The sequence below is a fragment of the Thalassoglobus polymorphus genome (assembly GCF_007744255.1).
Taxonomy (GTDB): domain Bacteria; phylum Planctomycetota; class Planctomycetia; order Planctomycetales; family Planctomycetaceae; genus Thalassoglobus; species Thalassoglobus polymorphus.
Genome location: NZ_CP036267.1, coordinates 5,989,157 through 6,005,973, shown reverse-complemented (window position 1 = coordinate 6,005,973; position 16,817 = coordinate 5,989,157). Strand labels below are relative to the sequence as shown.

Sequence of the window (16,817 nt, the reverse complement as noted above, 5' to 3'; positions counted from 1 at the left end):
TCATTCCTTTTTGATTAAGAGTATCCAGGCACAAGCAGCTAACATGATCCAGGCGGCAAGAGTTCCCGCTAATGTCACCATCCACCCCATCGCCGTGAAGCAGACGATCACCGCCAGTAGCACCGCCAAACACTCTCCAACCGGACTGCAACGCAGGCCCGATTGAGACTGATTCGTTGAAAATGCGATACAGCTACTCACTTCTTTCATTGACCAACTGACCATGCAGCAATTGAACCACCAAGCAACAAGACTATCGCACACGTTGTGCAAGTGCAATGGTAGACCAGTTGAGAATATTTGCCAATGTTCGGTTTTTCAGATATCGCCTAAGATCGCCACGTTGAAATTCCACGAGCACCAAGCTCTTGTAATTGGCTCCAGTCCACAATACGATAAATGCACATTGTGTGCATAAGTGTAATTCCCAGAAGAAGTCGTCGCGATGCGAAAAGCCATCTCACCTTCAACGCGAAGCCTGCGAAGTCGCATTGGCCAGGCGATTGTTGAGTTCGCCGTCGTCGCGTTCATCTTAACCTTCCTTCTGGGTGCAATGCTTGCGCTGGGGTTCCTGTTCTTCTCAGCGAATGTGGTACAACAAGCGGCAGATGTCGGAGCGATGGAATTGTCGCGGCATCCTTATACGCCAACCGGAAAGTTCCATGACGCATTGACTGATAGTGGTCTCTTCACCGAAGCGGCATTGGTGGTTCCCGTGGGGACTAATCCAGAATCTTTGCCGCTCATCAACCGAATGCTCTTTTCGGTTTATATCTACGATCCGGACATCGACATGGTGCGATACCCGGGGACGCTCGTCACCAATCCTTCCAACGAGACGACGGTCGTGATTCCACTCGTTGGTTTCGGTAATCGAGACTCCACAACCGGAGTCGAAACAATCACGGAATGGCGAAAAGTGGTTGAAGAAGTGACTCCTGCCAGGGCGTCTGAAGGTCCATATTCAATGCTTTCAACTTCAACTGGTACACTCGCCCCGGGGATGGTGGCCTTGCGAATCAATTACCCTTATCAGTCTGCGGGGCTTGTGGCTTACGTCCACACCGATGCGGACGGCAACCTGCTCCGCCCGTCGGAGACCATTGGGCAGGATGGCGTCTTGAATGTGCCTGCCACAACCGACGATAGTGCCGTTACAGGTGCTGCATCAGCGACGTTCCCAAATGGCGACACACTTGCTGAAGCGGGATACACTCTCGTCAATCCCGCTGTAAATACAGCGTTTGGAGCCTCAGCTCATCGAGGGCAATACGGATTCGGCGAGATGGGTGCATTTGCAACCGCTGTTCGCCCGTAGAAGAGTTCCTGTTCACATCGCAACGCGGACCGGACTATCAGTTTGCCACGGCGACGGCTCTTCTTATACGTAGCCTCGGGTACTCGACTCGTGTTGTCAGCGGCTTCTATGCCGATCCAAAGCAGTACGATTCCCAGTCTCTCCACACTCCGGTCCTTGCAGACGATGTTCACTTCTGGACGGAAGTGAAAGTCGGCGGCTGGGATTGGGTTACCGTTGAAGCGACACCCGGTTATGAGGTGAGACAACCATTGCCGAGCCTCTTACAGCGGATCACGAACAGCATATTCCTGGCGATGATGTGGGTACTCCGAAATTGGCTCGGCTGTTTCATTGGACTCATCGCACTGCTGGCTTTGCACCGCAATCGTTTTCAGTTGATGAATTTACTGAACACATTTCGCTGGAAACTTGGTCTCTGGTGGAGACCACAACGAGCTTTGATCCTGACTCTCAATTTGCTTCATCAACGAGCTGAACTGACGGGTGCGGCACCTAAAAAGTCCAAAACTCATCATCAATGGCTTGGAGAAATGATGACGCGAACGAACGACATCAACGTTGCTCAATCGCTGTATGCATTGCGAAAACTTATTGATGCCGCTGCGTACGCACCTCACTCAAAAGCGAGCGAGAAGGACTGTGCTCAGATCTGCCAAACCTGTCAGCGAGGTTGCAGTTTGAAATGGTTCCAGACTGAATACCAACAAAGTCAGGCGGCTGATGATCAAAATCAGGTTTCGCAAGCCGAAAGGATGAAACATGTTGAGTACACAGGAGCGGCACACCATGAATACTAACAGCACCGTTGTCGAGTCCCCTGTTCAAGATGTCTCGGAACTCCGAGCTTCGTTCGAGCAAGTCGCTGCACACTTGAATCATGTCCTTAAGGGAAAACCTGAGGTCGTCGAGATGGAGCTTGTCTGCTTATTGGCGCAAGGACACCTGCTACTGGAAGACAAGCCGGGTCTCGGCAAGACCATACTCGCCAAAGCCTTAGCAGGTGCAATTGGCGGCCAGTTCTCTCGAGTACAATGTACACCGGACTTATTACCGGGAGACATCACCGGATTCAGCATCTACAATCAACGTGCACATGAGTTCGAGTTCCGCCAAGGACCGGTCTTTGCAGATGTTCTACTCGCGGATGAAATTAACCGGGCGACTCCGCGAACGCAAAGTGCGTTACTGGAAGCGATGGCAGAACGACAAGTGACCGTCGACGCGGAACGCTATCCTCTCTCGTCACAATTCTTCGTCATTGCTACTCAGAACCCGATTGACCAGCATGGCACATACCCGCTTCCAGAAGCACAACTCGATCGCTTTGCGATGAAGCTCAGCGTTGGTTATCCCGCTCGGGCTGACGAACTTCGCCTGTTGGAATCTGCCGTTTCGGATGAGCAGTCTTATGATATCGAAACTCGAACTTTTCTTCCGGAACACTCCTTGCGTCTCGCACAACAAGCTGTCTCCAGAACCTATGTCGATCCTTGCATTCAAAATTATCTGCTGGACTTGGGAGACGCGACCCGGCGACATCCGCAAATTCATTTGGGAGTCAGCCCCCGTGGATTGCTGATCTGGCAACGTGTCTGCCAGGCAAAAGCATTTCTCACCAGTCGAGACTTTGTGACTCCCGATGATGTGCAGTCCACAGCTCAGGCTGTTCTCGGAGTGCGACTAGGAATGGAGCATGGCGATTCCACAGCAGTTGTCGCTGAGTTGCTCGATTCGATTCCAGTGCCGCAGGGTTTCAAAGGGGACAGAATCTGATGGTATCCAAATCCCAACGAATCGACTTCGTAGGAGCAGACAAAGTTGCAATGCTGTTCTCAGGCTGCTGCCTGGTCCATTGCCTCGGATGGCCGTTCCTGATTGCCGCGTTGCCATCGCTAGTCAGCACAGAAAGCGGAATGCTGCATCAAGCGCTCGGGGCGTTCTCAATCTTGATTTCGCTCGTCGTATTGGGAGTCGCGTTTGATTGCCATGGCAACCATCGGGTGATAGCCGTGGGAATCGCGGGAATGAGTTTACTTGCCGTGAATGCCGCCATGCCGGGCGAATATTGCTCAGCTGTCAACGCTTACATAGCAGGCAATATCACTTTGACCGAAGTCTCACTGACGAACTGGCTGACGTTTCTGTTGGCTCCCCTCGGAGCTGGCCTCTTGATAATAGCTCATTTTGATAACCGCAGGCTACTTGCCAACAGTAGTCCTCGGAGAAAGAAACGATGAAGAACACACTCTCGAAAAGATGGAGATACCCTGATCAGGTAAACGTCTTCTGCATGCTCTCAGCCCTGCTGCTGAGCTTTTCTGGCTGTTCAGTTGAGGAGGAGGAAGATCACCACCTTGAACATATTATTCCAGCACACAAGCCGGCTAACTACGGTGACGGTGTTGACCAACTCTCGCAGCGAGGAAAACATTTCTTTGCGAATGAGCTTGGAAGCGAGGAAGTCGCTGAACTTCAAGACATTGTGAACTGGCTGCCAGAACTGGCTGCAGACAGTGACCTGAAACGTCCGCAGTGGGAACAAGTCCAGGCGATTGCGAAGCAACTGAAATCACAAATGGATGCGGCTTCTGATTCTGGTGGCGAAAAGCAATGGAATCAGCACGTGGCATCCCTGACCGACCTGGTCCCTGCTTCGAACGACATCCATAACGCATTCTCAATAAAACAGAATCCCTCCGAACTTCCCGCTGAGGAATCGAACAATGACTGAAACCTTGATCGGTGGCTTTGTGCTACGATTCCTGCAATCGCTCATGAATGCATCCCCGTTCATTTTAGCGGGCCTCGTCATTGCGGGAGTGTTTCATCGCCTCATGGGACGCGACATGACAACGCGTCTGTTTGGAGGCAATTCGAAACGTTCGCTGTTTCAAGCATGGCTGATCGGGATGTTGCTGCCGGTCTGTTCTCTGGGAGTGATCCCGGTCATTCGTGAAATGCGCCGCATCGGGCTCAAAGGGGGGACGATTCTCGCCTTCGCCATGGCCGCTCCACTGTTCAACCCGTTGTCTGTGCTGTATGGATTAACGTTGTCAGAACCGATGGCAATCGTCACTTTTGCATTTTGCTCACTCATCGTCGTGACAGGCGTCGGTCTGATCTGGGATCGCATGTTTCCCGACAGCAGTGCTTCAGCCCCACCGACAGCAGAAGTAGGCTATGGAATTAAAAGGATGCTTGCCATCGGAGTTTCCGCAGCCCGTGAAGCTGCGGGTCTCTCCGCTCTTTATATTTTCATCGGCCTGATAGGTGTTTCCTCATTGGGAGTGATCATTCCTGCAGGTGGCCTGCAAAATTCAATGAACGGTGACAACCCGATCGCACCACTCACAATGACAGCCGTTGCAGTCCCGGTTTACGCAACACCGCTGTTGGCGATGAGTCAGCTGGGCATGATGTTTCAACATGCCAATTCCCCCGGAGCAGCCTTCGTTCTCTTGGTACTGGGAGCGGGAATGAATCTGGGACTAGTGTTCTGGATGATTCGACAATACGGCTGGAAGAAGTCGGGAGTTTGGTTCGGCCTGCTATTGGTGGTGGTTCTCGGCTTGGCATACGGAGTGGATCGTCCTTTGTATCCGCATGGCATCGACGCAGCTGACCACTCGCACGCCTTCGACATCTATTGCCGACCCTTCAAAGGTGCAATTCCTAATGTCGCCAACGCAGTGATTATGAAACTCCAGCGAGACACTCCACCCTTCGAGCTTTACGCCAGCCTGATGTTAGGCTGCATTGTGTTGGTGGGAATTCTACTGAACACGCTGGATCGTCAGCATCGAATCGAGACATGGCTGGAGAGTCAACCAGAAGTCGTAGAGAAATCAAAATTTGACATCGTCGTGCCCGGTTCGGTCTTAGGAGGACTGGCACTTGTCGGCCTGATCGCCACAAGTATTGTTGGCTGCTATGCCTATTACCCTCCTCCTGAAGATGTTCTCGAAGAAATGAGAATCGCCAAAGCGGAAGCACTGGGATCGGCACTTTCTGGAGACGAAACGCATTCCAAATACTGGATGGAAATCTGTGATGACTGGAGTCGTAAGTTGGAAGTCGGGACGTTTCTGCGCGACGGGAAACTCAGCGACTACCACCGTATCAAAGCCCGGATCTTCCGAGAACAATTGGAACTCTTAGAGCACGAAGTGGAGGACAACGAGCCTGAAGAAGTTCGCAAACTCGTCGCAAAGATTGGACGAACACAATTACGCCTGGCCTCAGCATTCTCGAATGAACGATGAGCATTCGATCAAGAACAACAGATCAGCATCACCCCAGATTTCAAAAAACAGTCGAGCAGCGAATGAGGAATAAACATTCGCAACTCTCACGTGTCGAAGCCCACAGTCTGCTTAAGAAAATGGGTCTTCGAAAAACGGTCGCGAGGACCAACCTGCTCCAGTGCCTCGCGGAACAAACCTCCCTGAAGTCACAAGCCGAAATCTGTGAACTACTGGCCCCTCACGGCTTCGACACCTCCACAATTTTCCGGGGGCTGACCGACCTGATCGAAGCTGGTTTAGTAGTCCGAATCGATACAGGTGATCGCATCTGGCGATTCGAGTTGCACGACCGCGACCCCGACGGAAAGCTCCAACCAACGCACCACCCCCACGCGATCTGTACCAGCTGCGGCGAAGTGATTTGCCTTCAACCGGAACTGCTTGAAAAGCTTGCACAACTGGTAAGCGGCTGGTCCCTCAGCGAATTCATTCTGAGTGGAGTCTGCCCAGAATGCCAAAATCAGCCTGAAGCTTGACGCCAACAGAAAATCAGTTCGGCCACAAAGATTTCGACGCGTGTCAGAGCACCCCAGTGAGTCACCGGAGGAGAGCCCCTCCCCAATTCTGCCCCCGCATAACGGACCAGCTTAACCAGGCGGCGACGTTACGCGATGATTTTAAAGTTCGCCGGATGCGCCGCTCCGGCTCTCACAGTTGTTAGTTAACCTCGATGCGATGTTCGAGGCCTTCGAGATACTGCTTGAATTCGTCATGGTAGCCAGCCACGAACTCTGTCTTGAAGTCAAGACTGAGCAACAGCCCATAGACCTGATCGACGCTGGCCGGGCTGTTTTTGCGACTTGTGTTTGCAACGACTTCGTCAAGTTTCTGTTTGAGGCTTCGCATCTCCGCGTTGCTGATGTTGGAATAGCTTGGATGGTACGTGACATTTCCCCAGACATTATATGTGGTGGTAATCACGTTGTCCCAGGCATTTGGGTTAGCGGCATTCGGCGGGTAATCGCGCAATTTGTCAATTGCTGAGAGTTGCTGTGACTGTATCTGGAACCACTGCTGTCGGATCTGCCAGTCACGCGCAAATGGGTAGATCGCGATCACAAGAAATGCAAGTACAGCAGCGGTGGCAACTCGTCGACGCGTCATTTGTTGCTGCCAACGATTAAGTTCACGGGGCACGCGACCCGGTGAGGGGAATGTTTGAATCAACAACAAGTCTAAACAAAGCAGCAGACGTTGAAAACCCGCCAGACCAGCGTGCCCCTGTGCAACGATTTGTGATACCAGCAAACGACTGAACTTTGCTGTAGAGAATGCATTGCGGTCCGTTACGCAAAGGCTTCACGAACCAAGCGTCATTATTTAGAACCAGTCCCGTCACGGCAGTAACGATTGAGCCTGTTTCGGTAGACGAATCGATTTTTTGTCTGCACGGGAACCAAGGGCAACCACTGGCCCACCTTCGATCAAGGTGACGCTATCAATCGAGACGTTCGAACAATTCACGCAATTGACCGCGCTGTCGGCATGCGAAACATAGAGACCTGAAATCGCAATTCGATCAGCTCTGTATGAGCCGCGACCTAACTCCACACCGGCAATGCCGCATTTTTCTTCAGAGCCATCGGGCAACGTTTCATAAGGCAAGAAAACCAGGCCACGAATAAATGCGCTGCCGCCACTTCCGATATAGACACCACGTTCCGCACGTCCGTGTACCTCACAGGAGGTAATTCGGAGACCACGAGTTATATTGGCGCGGAATCCTGCCATCATGGGATAGTCAGACCGCTTATTGAACACACGGCAATTTGATATCGTCGTTCGTCCGATCTCTCCTGCCTTGACTGCTGACTTCTGAATGTCAATGAATTTGCAAGAGTGAATTGCGACCGCGACCTCCTTGTCGACACTTTGGTTGCTGTGTGCAGCAGGCACTTTGCGATCAACATAGATCCGGATCGCGTCGCCGTCGTACCAGTCGCCGGGAAACTGGTCCACAGACTGCCCAGATCTCCGTGAGCTGTAGATATTTTTAAACACGCACTGCGTGATCCGACCCGAAGACGATTTCTCACCGAAGTATTGACCGGAATGAGAAACTCTGATCGCGCCAACGAACCCCGGTTTGCGAGGCAGCATTTTCTCCGGTTGAGGCCTTCCTGCATCCTTCCATGCTTTGTAGTCGGCAAGGGCTTTCTTGTATGCGACGCCGTCCACCTCGTTCTGCATGTCTTCAAATCGACAATCGGTAATCACCCAGTCGAGCACATCGTTTAGCTCGACTTCGACGCAGTAGAACTGCGTTGTCTGATAGCGGCAGGCGAAATTGCGAAACGTACATTCCGACAGCCTGAATCTGTGGGAGTGCTTTCGCACGCGGAGGAAGCGTCGGAAACTCGATTTGTCGCTTTGCTTGTCTCGCCCCAAAAATGTCAGCTGTTTGATCGCAACGTCCGGCGCAGTGACTTCAATCAGTGGTTGGGTCAAATCAGCCGGCACAATTTCGGCTCGACCTTCAAGCAGAACTGGACGATCGATTTTGAACGGCAAGAGCTTGTATTGCTGACCGTCCTGAAATCGAATTCTGGCGATACTGGCATCGGCGAGTGCCTCGCGGAGTTTTTGCGTAGTAGCCTCTGCAGTGAATCCGGGCGGAATATCAAAAATCCCATCGGCGGCATCTCCTGCGTGAGGCGCCGAAGCCAAAAAGGCTGCAACAAGAGAGAGGAGAAAGCTTCGCATCATCTTTATCTTTAGGCTGGCATAACGACCCAAATCACGGGGCCGCGACGAGAGATTTTCTATTGTCAAAACGCCCGAATTCGCGACTCGGGTGCATTTTTCTTGCCCGATTTTCTGGGGTGGCTTAGGTGTTACTTCTACTACATCGGTCACTTGCGACTTAGAAGATTTGATGTGTCAGGAGTTCCGCCATCTCGAACAAGCTGCAAGTTGGATTCAATGTCTTGTTGCATTCCAATCACGGTCGCAACGAGTTCTGGCCCTCGATAGTAGCAACAGGTTGGCACATTCATAACAGGAATCGCCTTGGCATGGTCTTGGTGGACATCAATGTCAATGTACCCAAATGACGTGTCATCGATCTTGCGAATCAGCGAGTTGATTCGTTCTTGAACTGGAATGCGTTGATCATTCCAAGATGCATCGAGATGTATCACAGAGTATGGCCGCGTCCTCAAAAATTGATCGAGCTTTGCGGGGTCTACTTTTGGATATTCCACTGCCATGGACCGGATAACGCTTCAAATCGATTGCCCGACGAACTTATGGTGGGCTTGGTTTCGTATCTACACATTAGATCGCCAGCGCGCTGGCGGGGCAATTGCATTTGATTGTTAGCCAGCCGTTTGTAGCTGGGAGCAGCTTTACGGTTGGTGGATATACAGTCCGCATTCTACGTGAATGAGTACGCAATTAAAGCTACGGACAGGGTGAATGTCACGGCCAGCAATGCAGCGGCACCGCGACAACCGTTGCCAGTTTGGACAGTCGGCAAGTGGGCGACGTTCCACGTAAAGTCAGAATCCAATGATCCGTCATTCAAGTACGTTTTCAGTATCTTAAGTGCAGCATCGCGATCAACTTGGCCGGCGGGTTTTTGGGCAGCAGCTTTTTTGTGATCCAGGTACAGGACGATCGCTGAACCACCTGTGACCGTGGCTTGGACGACATGTTTGGCGTCCTGAAACACTGCGATTCCGAGAATACGTTTTTCTTCGAACAAACGCTCGATTTCAGCGTCAGTGCCGGGGTCAATCTTCTCTTCACCTACTTCGATGTATGCCATGAGTGTGTGACTCGCTGTTGCCGCATAACGCTTAAGTTCACAGTGGACGCGACCCGGTGATGTAAATGTTTGAACAACAATAAGTTTTAAGCGAAGCAGCAGACGTTGAAAACTCGAAAGCCTAATATCCTCCTGTGCAACGCTTTGCGATGCCTTGGAGTGGCGTCGTGCAAAAGAATCGCAAACTACTCGGGCATCTCGGCGAACATTTGATTGGCGGCGACTTGGATTTCATCAGGCGACATCTCACGTATCTGAGTTGTGATTCCCCATTCGTGGCCAAATGGATCGCGAACTCGAGCAAATCGGTCGCCCCAAAACATATCGGTCGGTTCCATCAAAACCGTTGAACCGTTCTTGGCCATGGTTGCGACCATCAAGCCACAGTCATCAACGTATAGATGAATCGCAACACTTGTCGTGCCGAGGCGCGTTGGACTTGGCGTGCCACCATGTTCCGGTAGTTCTTCGCTGATGAAGAATCGCGAGTTTCCAATGCGAAATTCACAGTGCATGACACGGCCGTCTGGCATGCTAAGCAACAGGTGCGGAGCAACGCCAAACACGTCGGTGTAAAACGCGACGGCCTTTTCTGCGTCGGTGATGCTGAGGTAAGGAATGAACTCACATTGTTGCAATGGTGGCATATCACCGGAGTCGATTGAGTTACCTGATGCGTGGCAGGCGTGGCGGCATCACGATTTAATTCCACAAAGGCACGCGCCCCAGTGAAGTGAAGTTTGAATCAGCAAAAAGTCTAAACAAAGCAGCAGACATTGAAAACCCGCCAGACCAGCGTGCCCCTGTGCAACGATTTGTGATGCCAGCAAGCGGCTGAACTTTGCAGCTGAGAATCCATTGCGGTGCGTTACACAAAAGCTTCACGCCGCCCACGCCCGCTCCGGTGCACCATATTGTTATGCCACGTCTTCGGTCACCAGTTCGGTGTCGCGGAGTCGAGCAAGTATTTCATAAGCCACCGCTTCAAGCGGGGAGATAAACTCGCTTGCGGTATCGATGATGTCCAAGGTGATAGGAACATTACCGTGAGAGATGTCATTACGCAGCTTTACGATCTTGGAAACTGTTTCATCGGCCAAAATTGAAGGGGCGTTTTCAGGGAAAAGGTCGTCACGTAATTGCGAAACACACTTACGAACTTGTGAACGTTGTTTGTCGTCATCCGACCAACCAGATTTGTCCGCGTAAGAGTACGCTATCCGTTCGGAGACGCGCCAAAAACAACAAAAATCGTCAATCACATCACGACCTAGTAGCCCTTTGCGATACCAACTAGAGGCTGCCAAGAATCGAGGATGTTTGCGCCGAAGGTAAACGAGATTGCCCGTAATCCACGACCATTCATCTTCTGTCATTATTCGGTCAACGCTGGCGGATCGACGATGCGAACGAATTCGTTCTTCAGCTGAGTCATCGTCTGGCATGTAAAACCAAACTGGCGAACGGGTGACAACTGTGAGTAGGTCGCAAAGTTGGCTGAGGTACACATTGCCCGCTCGCAACGCACCCTGCGGTGAAGTGGCGGTCACAGAAAACTCGACGCGCATACCGCCCGCATTGCGCGCGTCGTGCAGTGTAATGTCAGAAAAGTAGTCGCGTCCGCCAGAATTTGCTTTCAGCGACCGTTGCGTCCGGCGTATCAAAACCGGGCACGGCTTTACACTCCCGTACACCGTAACGTTCATCTGGAACTGGCTAGTCGAAGAGGATGCTATTGGCTCTCGATTGGGCATTGTGGCTCGTTCTAATCGGCGATGAATTGGTGTGAGCGGCATTACAATTAAGTTCACAGGGCATGCGCCCCAGTGAAGTGAATTTTGAATCAACAGCAAGTCTAAACAAAGCAGCAGACGTTGAAAACCCGCCTGACCAGTGAGTTCCTGTGCAACGATTTGTTGTGAGAGCAAGCGGCTGAACTTTGCTGTTGAGAATCCAGTGCGGTGCGTTACACACAGGCTTCACGCCGCCCACGCCCATTGTTACCTGGCCTTCTCCGTTGCGGCTTCGACCTCTGATTTTGCTATGCTGAGAAACTGAAAGGCTTGGGCGACATTCGTGTTTCGGGCTTTGCGTTCGTCCGCAGTGGCGGCCATGATTGCACTAAGAGTTGTGAAACCCGAAGCGGCAAAGTCAGGCCGCGTTGCCGGGACAAGAAGTTTGATCGATTTCGCGGCCATGTCGAGCAGCTTGCCCAAAAACCCAGCGCGATTGGCGGAGAGTTGGCGGTGAAACTCTACGAAGTCTGGAACCAAATCGGTATCTATGACGCTGCGGGCATGTCTTTTTATTGTTTCGACCGGGTCACCTGCGGAAACGCGGCGTTCTACTTCGCGTGAAAGTTGTTGCAGGTGCATCGCAAAGCCCTCACGCGTGTCAGCAACCGTGTCGCGAACTTGGAGTATTTGTTCAGCGCTCAGATCCGTGAGAGACGGTATGAGGTATGAAAACGCCTCATGTGCCATCAGCCATTTGTATCCATCACGCGTGGGTATTTCGGTACCGGAGTCGATTACATGTGGCGCCAGTTGATCGGGACGCAGGTGGTGGACAACCCGGGTAAGCAAGTAAAGACGTCGGGAGAATCCGCTGACATTTGGCTGCAACTCGTTAATGATGGTTCTTAAAGCCTGGTCATCAATCTCCACGTCTCGTGCGACCGGTGGGAGTCTCGCGAGTACAGAGTTGGCGAATAACAGTTCGTGCGATTTGTCCCATTCGTGGTGATACTCACCTGCAGAAGGCAAATCACAGAGGTCAACGTCGGGATCCGATCCGGCTTCAGTAACACGGAGAAAGAGGCCGGCGTGTTCGGTTGGCAGGTGAGGAAGGTAAATGTTGTCGAAGAAGACGCAAAGCGATGAAAGGATGCCGGGATCCCTGATAATGAGATCGGACGAATAAGTAAGGGCGTGTTTCAACATGAGCTTTGTTAAGGCGGGTGTTGCCAGCTAACGATTGATAGCCAGTATTCAATTCGGTTTAAAGCTAAATGATATCCTGTCCATAATCAATTGACAGGATATGCACTGAAGTGCACGAATCGCCATTCGTCACGGAAGTCCGCCACGACAGCGAATGCTGGTCCTCTTGCCGAATCGGGATCACTTATGATGACGATATAAACTCTGCGGTCACCAATATTATTGGACCGCATGCGAAATAAGTTGCGAGTGTTGCACTCTGCCTGGAAAACTGAGCAGTCCTGCGTGAGGTGGATTGGACGGTTTCTGAACTTTCATCGCGAACGGAATCATGGTCATTGGAAACACTCTCAACAGATGGGAAAGGCAGAAATTGAGCAATGCCTGACTCACTTAGCGCATCATTTGAATTGACGTTCAGATTCTGTCACGTGGCGAACACCAATTTCATTAGAGAAACTCGCTCTTCACGGGCGAACGATTGAGCAAAGGGTAAAGCAAACGCCTCCAGATGCTGACCCAATCGCTGCCCCCAAATTGCCCCCAATAGCGTTGGGTGCATAAAAAAAGGACTCACGGCGATTGCCATAAGTCCTTTCGTGAAAAGTGCCCAAGACAGGAGTCGAACCTGCACGGGGTATTAACCCCACTAGGCCCTCAACCTAGCGCGTCTGCCAATTCCGCCACTTGGGCGCGGATGGATACTCTAATTTCAGATTGCTTTTTCGGCAAGCCAATTGCCATGACAAATCCTGTTCAAGAGCGGTTCGCAGGCAAAAACCCGGGATTCGCTGGAGAATTCGTAATGTTTGGCGCAACTGACCGCTCTTTATCTGGTTCAGACAGCCTCGCTGACCCGTAGATCAGCAGGGACTGATGGGCCAGGTCCATCATTGTTGAATCGAGGTTAGCTTGGTTTCGTGCTCTTCTGCACTTCCAGAATATGACGAGCTTCTTTTTGATTTGCCTGTTTCGCTACGGCAGTTTTTTTCTGTGACTGGATGTCAGACTGATCGAAGGAGACATCAAAGATGGTTGTGACACCATTCCCGCTTGGGGAGAAGCCTTTGCGAAACTGGACACGCCAAATGATTGATTCCGCTGAGCCTAAGTCCGTGTTTTCAGAGCTGGCGATGTATGTCTCCATCGATTCTCCAGGAGCAAGAACAGTTCCGAGTTTTTGGTCTTTCATGTCCCAGTCGCTGGTTTTGGAATGACGATAAGTCGCGATGACGTCGGAATTCTTTTTAGCGTCTTCAGGGAACAAGTATTGATTTGAATATTCCTGTTGCTGTTCAGCTTTCACGACCCAGCGGAGCAGTAAATCTCCATCGAGAGGCGCGATCTCCTGATCCTCGGAAACATTCGTGAAGCGAACCCAGAGTTTATACACCGGTTCAGTCGGGAGTCGCGTCAACTTTGATGTGCTGTCATAGTGTGTGAATTCGAGAGGTTCGTTGACGACTCGCAACGGCTCGACTTCGATGTTGCCGAACCTTTGCTTCTCGCCGAGTCGAAGTGTGTGCCCTGGTGGAAGTCTCGCTTCAACCGGAACAAAGGTGATGCTGTCGACCGGCTCGGGCGAGACGTCTGGCAAGCTCTCCAACTGTTCGGCGTCCGGAGCTTTTTCTCCGCCACCCATGAGTAATGCCAGGGCAATTAATGTGATCGCGCTGGCGTAACTTGCGAGAAGGATAAATTTCAAGTTGGACTTTTCAGCTGGCTTTTCCTCCGTAGCAGTCGAGGCAGGAGCTGAAGCTGGACTTGAAGCCGTTGCAACGGTTTCGGTTTCAGTTTTGACTTCGGCTTCAGAAGCTGCAGGGGCAGACTGGTCATCCTCAGCCACTGTTTTTTCCGGCTCCGTTTCTTCTGGTGTCTTTTCATCTGCTGAGGCTGGCTCGACGGGCTGTTCGTCGTTGTTGCTTTCTTCAGTCGAAAAACCCTCTACTTCCTGATCGGTAGCCTCATTGGTTGTCTCCGATGGGAGGACGACTGTCTCATCGTCAGGGGACTCCGAGTTGGCTGTATCATGTGAGGATGTTTCTAGCTGACGCCCCGGCATCAGAACGGTTGGGCCTTCTTTTTCGCCCGCCGGTTCCTGTTCTCTCTCGTCGCCCTCATCGTTGAAGACAGACTCTCTCTCTTCCGAATCGCCAGCAGAATCAGCGCTGGAGTCACCACTGGCGTCGTCGCTGGGAGTTTTTAACTCCTCTTTTTCTGCTTCTTCTTCCTTAGAAACATCACTTACTTCTGTATTAGTCTCTGTGCTGGAAGCTTCCTCTTCCCCAGTGGCGTGCTCGGACGAAACTTCTTCCGCGGCTGCCTCTGCAGTTTGTGGGTCTTCGTTAGCTTCTTCTCTTTTGTTCAGCCAGGAAAAATCTGGTGTTGAGTCCGATCCCGTCATCGTAATGATCCGTAGTTCCAAAAATGAATTGTCTCGGTGAGTGACATCAATGTTCGCAATCGTTAAGAGCATCTTCAATGCTTCTTGCGTCCGTGAAGAATGTCTAGAGCAGTTTGCTCGACCGTGTGCCCGTGAAGAACGCATTTCTTTAGTTAAGATGCTGTTCGCCACGAGGCAGATCCTGTAAACCAATTCGAAAGATGCTCTATCGTCAGGAAAAATACTGTACACCCCGAGACAGGACGCGTACATCATTTCCGAAATGCTCGATTGTTTTTTAGTGGCAGGGTTCTCTTTTGTCTGTAGAAAAGAGGTCTGTCATAGAGGGTGACATTGTCTCCCACCAGTCTATGCTTGCCAATGTTTGATCACATCGCAACTCTGCCTCGTGATTGAATTCGGCGAGAGCTAAAAATGGAATCTCGGAAAATTTTCGAATTTCTTCAGCATTTGAAATCAATTGGTTCTTGGCAGTGCTGTTGTTTTCAGGCTGCGAAACTTCATTGAGGATGACGCCCGCAACTTGCAATCCGCTCCGTTGGATTGCTTCCACTGTGAGCAGCGTTTGATTGATTGCTCCCAGCTTCTGAGCGGCAATGACCAGCACCGGAAAGCCGGCCCATTTCGCAAAATGCTCAACTGTCAGCGAGTCAGAGATCGGACTTTTCCAGCCACCGACCCCTTCAATGACGATTCCATCGACGCGGTGTGCCCAGTTCAGCAGGCCTCCTTGAAGGAGGGCTTCATCGACGGATCGATTTTCGAGTCTGGCAGCAACGGGTGGGGCCAATGGGGCTTGAAATTGTTGTGGGCAGATCAATTCTCTAGGGAATTTTCCTGTGCACGCGTTGTGTAGCATTTCGATGTCGCTCCAGCTGGGAGCTTCAGCAGGGGAGGAATCGACGGCTCCGGAGCAAACGGGTTTATAGGCCCCGACAGAGTGACCTTGCTGGCACAGACTTCTGAGGATGGCAGCTGCCCAAAACGTTTTTCCGACATCTGTGTCGGTCCCCGTGATGAACAATCCTCGCATTTGATCTTTCTGAGATGACACGTGTTTCAAAGTCCCCTGCTGGCTGGCCGACCTGCTGCTTATCGAAAGTCACTGAAGATGAGTTGAGTTAAATCGAACCGCTCAGAAGTCCTAACAATACAATGATATTCGTTGTGATTCACTCGGTTTTGGTGTCTTGTTCAGGTTTTGTGGGAACTCATCAGCCGAGCGCGCCGGGAAGTGCAGGCGGGAGATTTTTTATCCTCGCTGCGAGAGCGACTCGAACCGTTTCTTGCATTGAAGCGATTCTTGCACTGAAGCGAACCTTTCTTCTTAATTCTCTGGTGGTTCTGGATGAACAGATCCACAAAGGTAAGGTCAGGAAAGAACTTCCGTTCGTATGAAATATCCGGCCAGACTTTTCATATCGAACCTTTTGCCGGGAGGTGCCCAATTGACCGAACACCGGCTCACTTATAGACTTGAAAAGAGTGATGTGTGCGAAAGAACTCAGTTTCGCAGCCCGATTTGCTGAGTGAATCGAGTCGGAAAGTGGCATCAATGGTGACTCTTTTCGATCTGATTTCAGCTGAAGACTTTTGAATGGAGATGGGGTGCGACGAACGTGTCAGCCACTTGGCTGCCATTGAAAATTTTCCGTAAGCCTTATCAAGTAAAGACGTTGCGAGAACTCCAAGACTTGAAGCGTTGCTGTCCAGTTCGTACTGATTCGTGAATTGGGATTTGATTATTCAGGCACAGAGTCGTTTGCAAATGATATCGGAGGTCGGATCAGCATTTGTTGTTGCAAATTACCCTGTCGCGCGGCAGAATCGGACAACCTCAACCGCAAGTCGGAGAGCGTGGTGAGGCCAAAGAGCTTGTCGGGGCTCTCGAAAGTCATTTTTCGAGAAGTGAAAGCCCTCAATACAAGTCGAAGAGCATGTTCTCCGAAGCGACCCGGAATTTGAATTCGTTTGTCAGAGTTCGTTTGTCAGAGATGGAGTCCCTTTCGACCTTCACAAACGTTCGTCCCCCGCGAGCTTTGAGAATAGATCCGTAAACCTGACTTTGTTTTCAAGC

The 16,817-nt window shown here is 51.3% G+C and carries 18 protein-coding genes, 1 tRNA gene and 1 pseudogene; 9 read left to right on the top strand and 11 right to left on the bottom strand.

What is annotated here, in order from left to right:
• Entirely contained in the window at nucleotides 1-225 is a 225-nt protein-coding gene (locus tag Mal48_RS21805; protein ID WP_145204885.1) for a hypothetical protein, read from the bottom strand.
• A 220-nt stretch (nucleotides 226-445) separates the two neighbouring features.
• On the opposite strand from Mal48_RS21805, the gene Mal48_RS21800 reads away from it, so the two are divergent.
• The 8 genes and pseudogenes from Mal48_RS21800 to Mal48_RS21770 all read left to right on the top strand — a co-directional run bounded on the left by Mal48_RS21800 (nucleotide 446) and on the right by Mal48_RS21770 (nucleotide 6,101).
• Nucleotides 446-1,318, top strand: a complete 873-nt coding sequence (locus tag Mal48_RS21800; RefSeq protein ID WP_145204882.1) for a TadE/TadG family type IV pilus assembly protein — start codon at nucleotides 446-448, stop codon at nucleotides 1,316-1,318.
• Nucleotides 1,210-1,482, top strand: a pseudogene (locus Mal48_RS23925) (transglutaminase-like domain-containing protein); the annotation flags it as partial. The gene Mal48_RS21800 and the pseudogene Mal48_RS23925, both read left to right, overlap by 109 nt.
• Before the next feature lie 87 nt (nucleotides 1,483-1,569).
• Nucleotides 1,570-2,118 (top strand): hypothetical protein, encoded by a 549-nt coding sequence (locus Mal48_RS23690; protein WP_231739781.1) that lies wholly within the window; start codon nucleotides 1,570-1,572, stop codon nucleotides 2,116-2,118.
• On the top strand, nucleotides 2,108-3,094 hold the full coding sequence (locus Mal48_RS21790; protein WP_145204879.1) for an AAA family ATPase: 987 nt from the start codon (nucleotides 2,108-2,110) through the stop codon (nucleotides 3,092-3,094). Before Mal48_RS23690 ends, Mal48_RS21790 begins: the two co-directional genes overlap by 11 nt.
• On the top strand, nucleotides 3,094-3,558 hold the full coding sequence (locus Mal48_RS21785) for a MerC domain-containing protein (RefSeq protein ID WP_145204876.1): 465 nt from the start codon (nucleotides 3,094-3,096) through the stop codon (nucleotides 3,556-3,558). Before Mal48_RS21790 ends, Mal48_RS21785 begins: the two co-directional genes overlap by 1 nt.
• On the top strand, nucleotides 3,555-4,052 hold the full coding sequence (locus Mal48_RS21780) for a hypothetical protein (RefSeq protein WP_145204873.1): 498 nt from the start codon (nucleotides 3,555-3,557) through the stop codon (nucleotides 4,050-4,052). Before Mal48_RS21785 ends, Mal48_RS21780 begins: the two co-directional genes overlap by 4 nt.
• Entirely contained in the window at nucleotides 4,045-5,583 is a 1,539-nt protein-coding gene (locus Mal48_RS21775; protein ID WP_145204870.1) for a permease, read from the top strand. Before Mal48_RS21780 ends, Mal48_RS21775 begins: the two co-directional genes overlap by 8 nt.
• Nucleotides 5,584-5,645: 62 nt before the next feature.
• Complete coding sequence (locus Mal48_RS21770) at nucleotides 5,646-6,101, top strand: Fur family transcriptional regulator (protein WP_197441903.1); 456 nt, start codon at nucleotides 5,646-5,648, stop codon at nucleotides 6,099-6,101.
• A gap of 181 nt (nucleotides 6,102-6,282) precedes the next feature.
• Here the strand turns inward: Mal48_RS21770 and Mal48_RS21765 are convergent, their stop codons facing one another.
• From Mal48_RS21765 to Mal48_RS21735, 7 genes are all read right to left on the bottom strand, one after another.
• Nucleotides 6,283-6,729 carry a hypothetical protein gene (locus Mal48_RS21765; protein ID WP_145204863.1) on the bottom strand — a complete coding sequence of 149 codons (447 nt, stop codon included), beginning with the start codon at nucleotides 6,727-6,729 and terminating at the stop codon, nucleotides 6,283-6,285.
• Nucleotides 6,730-6,960: 231 nt separating this feature from the next.
• Entirely contained in the window at nucleotides 6,961-8,331 is a 1,371-nt protein-coding gene (locus tag Mal48_RS21760; RefSeq protein ID WP_145204860.1) for a right-handed parallel beta-helix repeat-containing protein, read from the bottom strand.
• 146 nt (nucleotides 8,332-8,477) lie between these two features.
• On the bottom strand, nucleotides 8,478-8,834 hold the full coding sequence (locus Mal48_RS21755; RefSeq protein ID WP_145204857.1) for a thioredoxin domain-containing protein: 357 nt from the start codon (nucleotides 8,832-8,834) through the stop codon (nucleotides 8,478-8,480).
• Between the two features lie 167 nt (nucleotides 8,835-9,001).
• Nucleotides 9,002-9,394, bottom strand: a complete 393-nt coding sequence (locus Mal48_RS21750) for a hypothetical protein (RefSeq protein ID WP_145204854.1) — start codon at nucleotides 9,392-9,394, stop codon at nucleotides 9,002-9,004.
• A 185-nt stretch (nucleotides 9,395-9,579) separates the two neighbouring features.
• Nucleotides 9,580-10,041: a VOC family protein gene (locus Mal48_RS21745; RefSeq protein WP_145204851.1), complete on the bottom strand. Its 462-nt coding sequence runs from the start codon at nucleotides 10,039-10,041 to the stop codon at nucleotides 9,580-9,582.
• 270 nt (nucleotides 10,042-10,311) lie between these two features.
• Entirely contained in the window at nucleotides 10,312-11,100 is a 789-nt protein-coding gene (locus Mal48_RS21740) for a hypothetical protein (RefSeq protein WP_145204849.1), read from the bottom strand.
• Between the two features lie 294 nt (nucleotides 11,101-11,394).
• Nucleotides 11,395-12,336 (bottom strand): hypothetical protein, encoded by a 942-nt coding sequence (locus Mal48_RS21735; protein WP_145204846.1) that lies wholly within the window; start codon nucleotides 12,334-12,336, stop codon nucleotides 11,395-11,397.
• 231 nt (nucleotides 12,337-12,567) lie between these two features.
• Here Mal48_RS21735 and Mal48_RS23920 point away from each other — a divergent pair, with 231 nt between their 5' ends.
• Nucleotides 12,568-12,750: a phage integrase N-terminal SAM-like domain-containing protein gene (locus tag Mal48_RS23920; protein WP_145204843.1), complete on the top strand. Its 183-nt coding sequence runs from the start codon at nucleotides 12,568-12,570 to the stop codon at nucleotides 12,748-12,750.
• Between the two features lie 193 nt (nucleotides 12,751-12,943).
• Here the strand turns inward: Mal48_RS23920 and Mal48_RS21725 are convergent.
• From Mal48_RS21725 to bioD, 3 genes are all read right to left on the bottom strand, one after another.
• Nucleotides 12,944-13,029: transfer RNA gene (locus Mal48_RS21725), tRNA-Leu, on the bottom strand.
• A 214-nt stretch (nucleotides 13,030-13,243) separates the two neighbouring features.
• Nucleotides 13,244-14,812: a hypothetical protein gene (locus tag Mal48_RS21720; RefSeq protein ID WP_145204840.1), complete on the bottom strand. Its 1,569-nt coding sequence runs from the start codon at nucleotides 14,810-14,812 to the stop codon at nucleotides 13,244-13,246.
• Nucleotides 14,813-15,017: 205 nt separating this feature from the next.
• Nucleotides 15,018-15,794, bottom strand: coding sequence for a dethiobiotin synthase (gene bioD / locus Mal48_RS21715; protein ID WP_145204837.1), 777 nt, complete (start codon nucleotides 15,792-15,794; stop codon nucleotides 15,018-15,020).
• Between the last annotated feature and the right edge of the window lie 1,023 nt (nucleotides 15,795-16,817).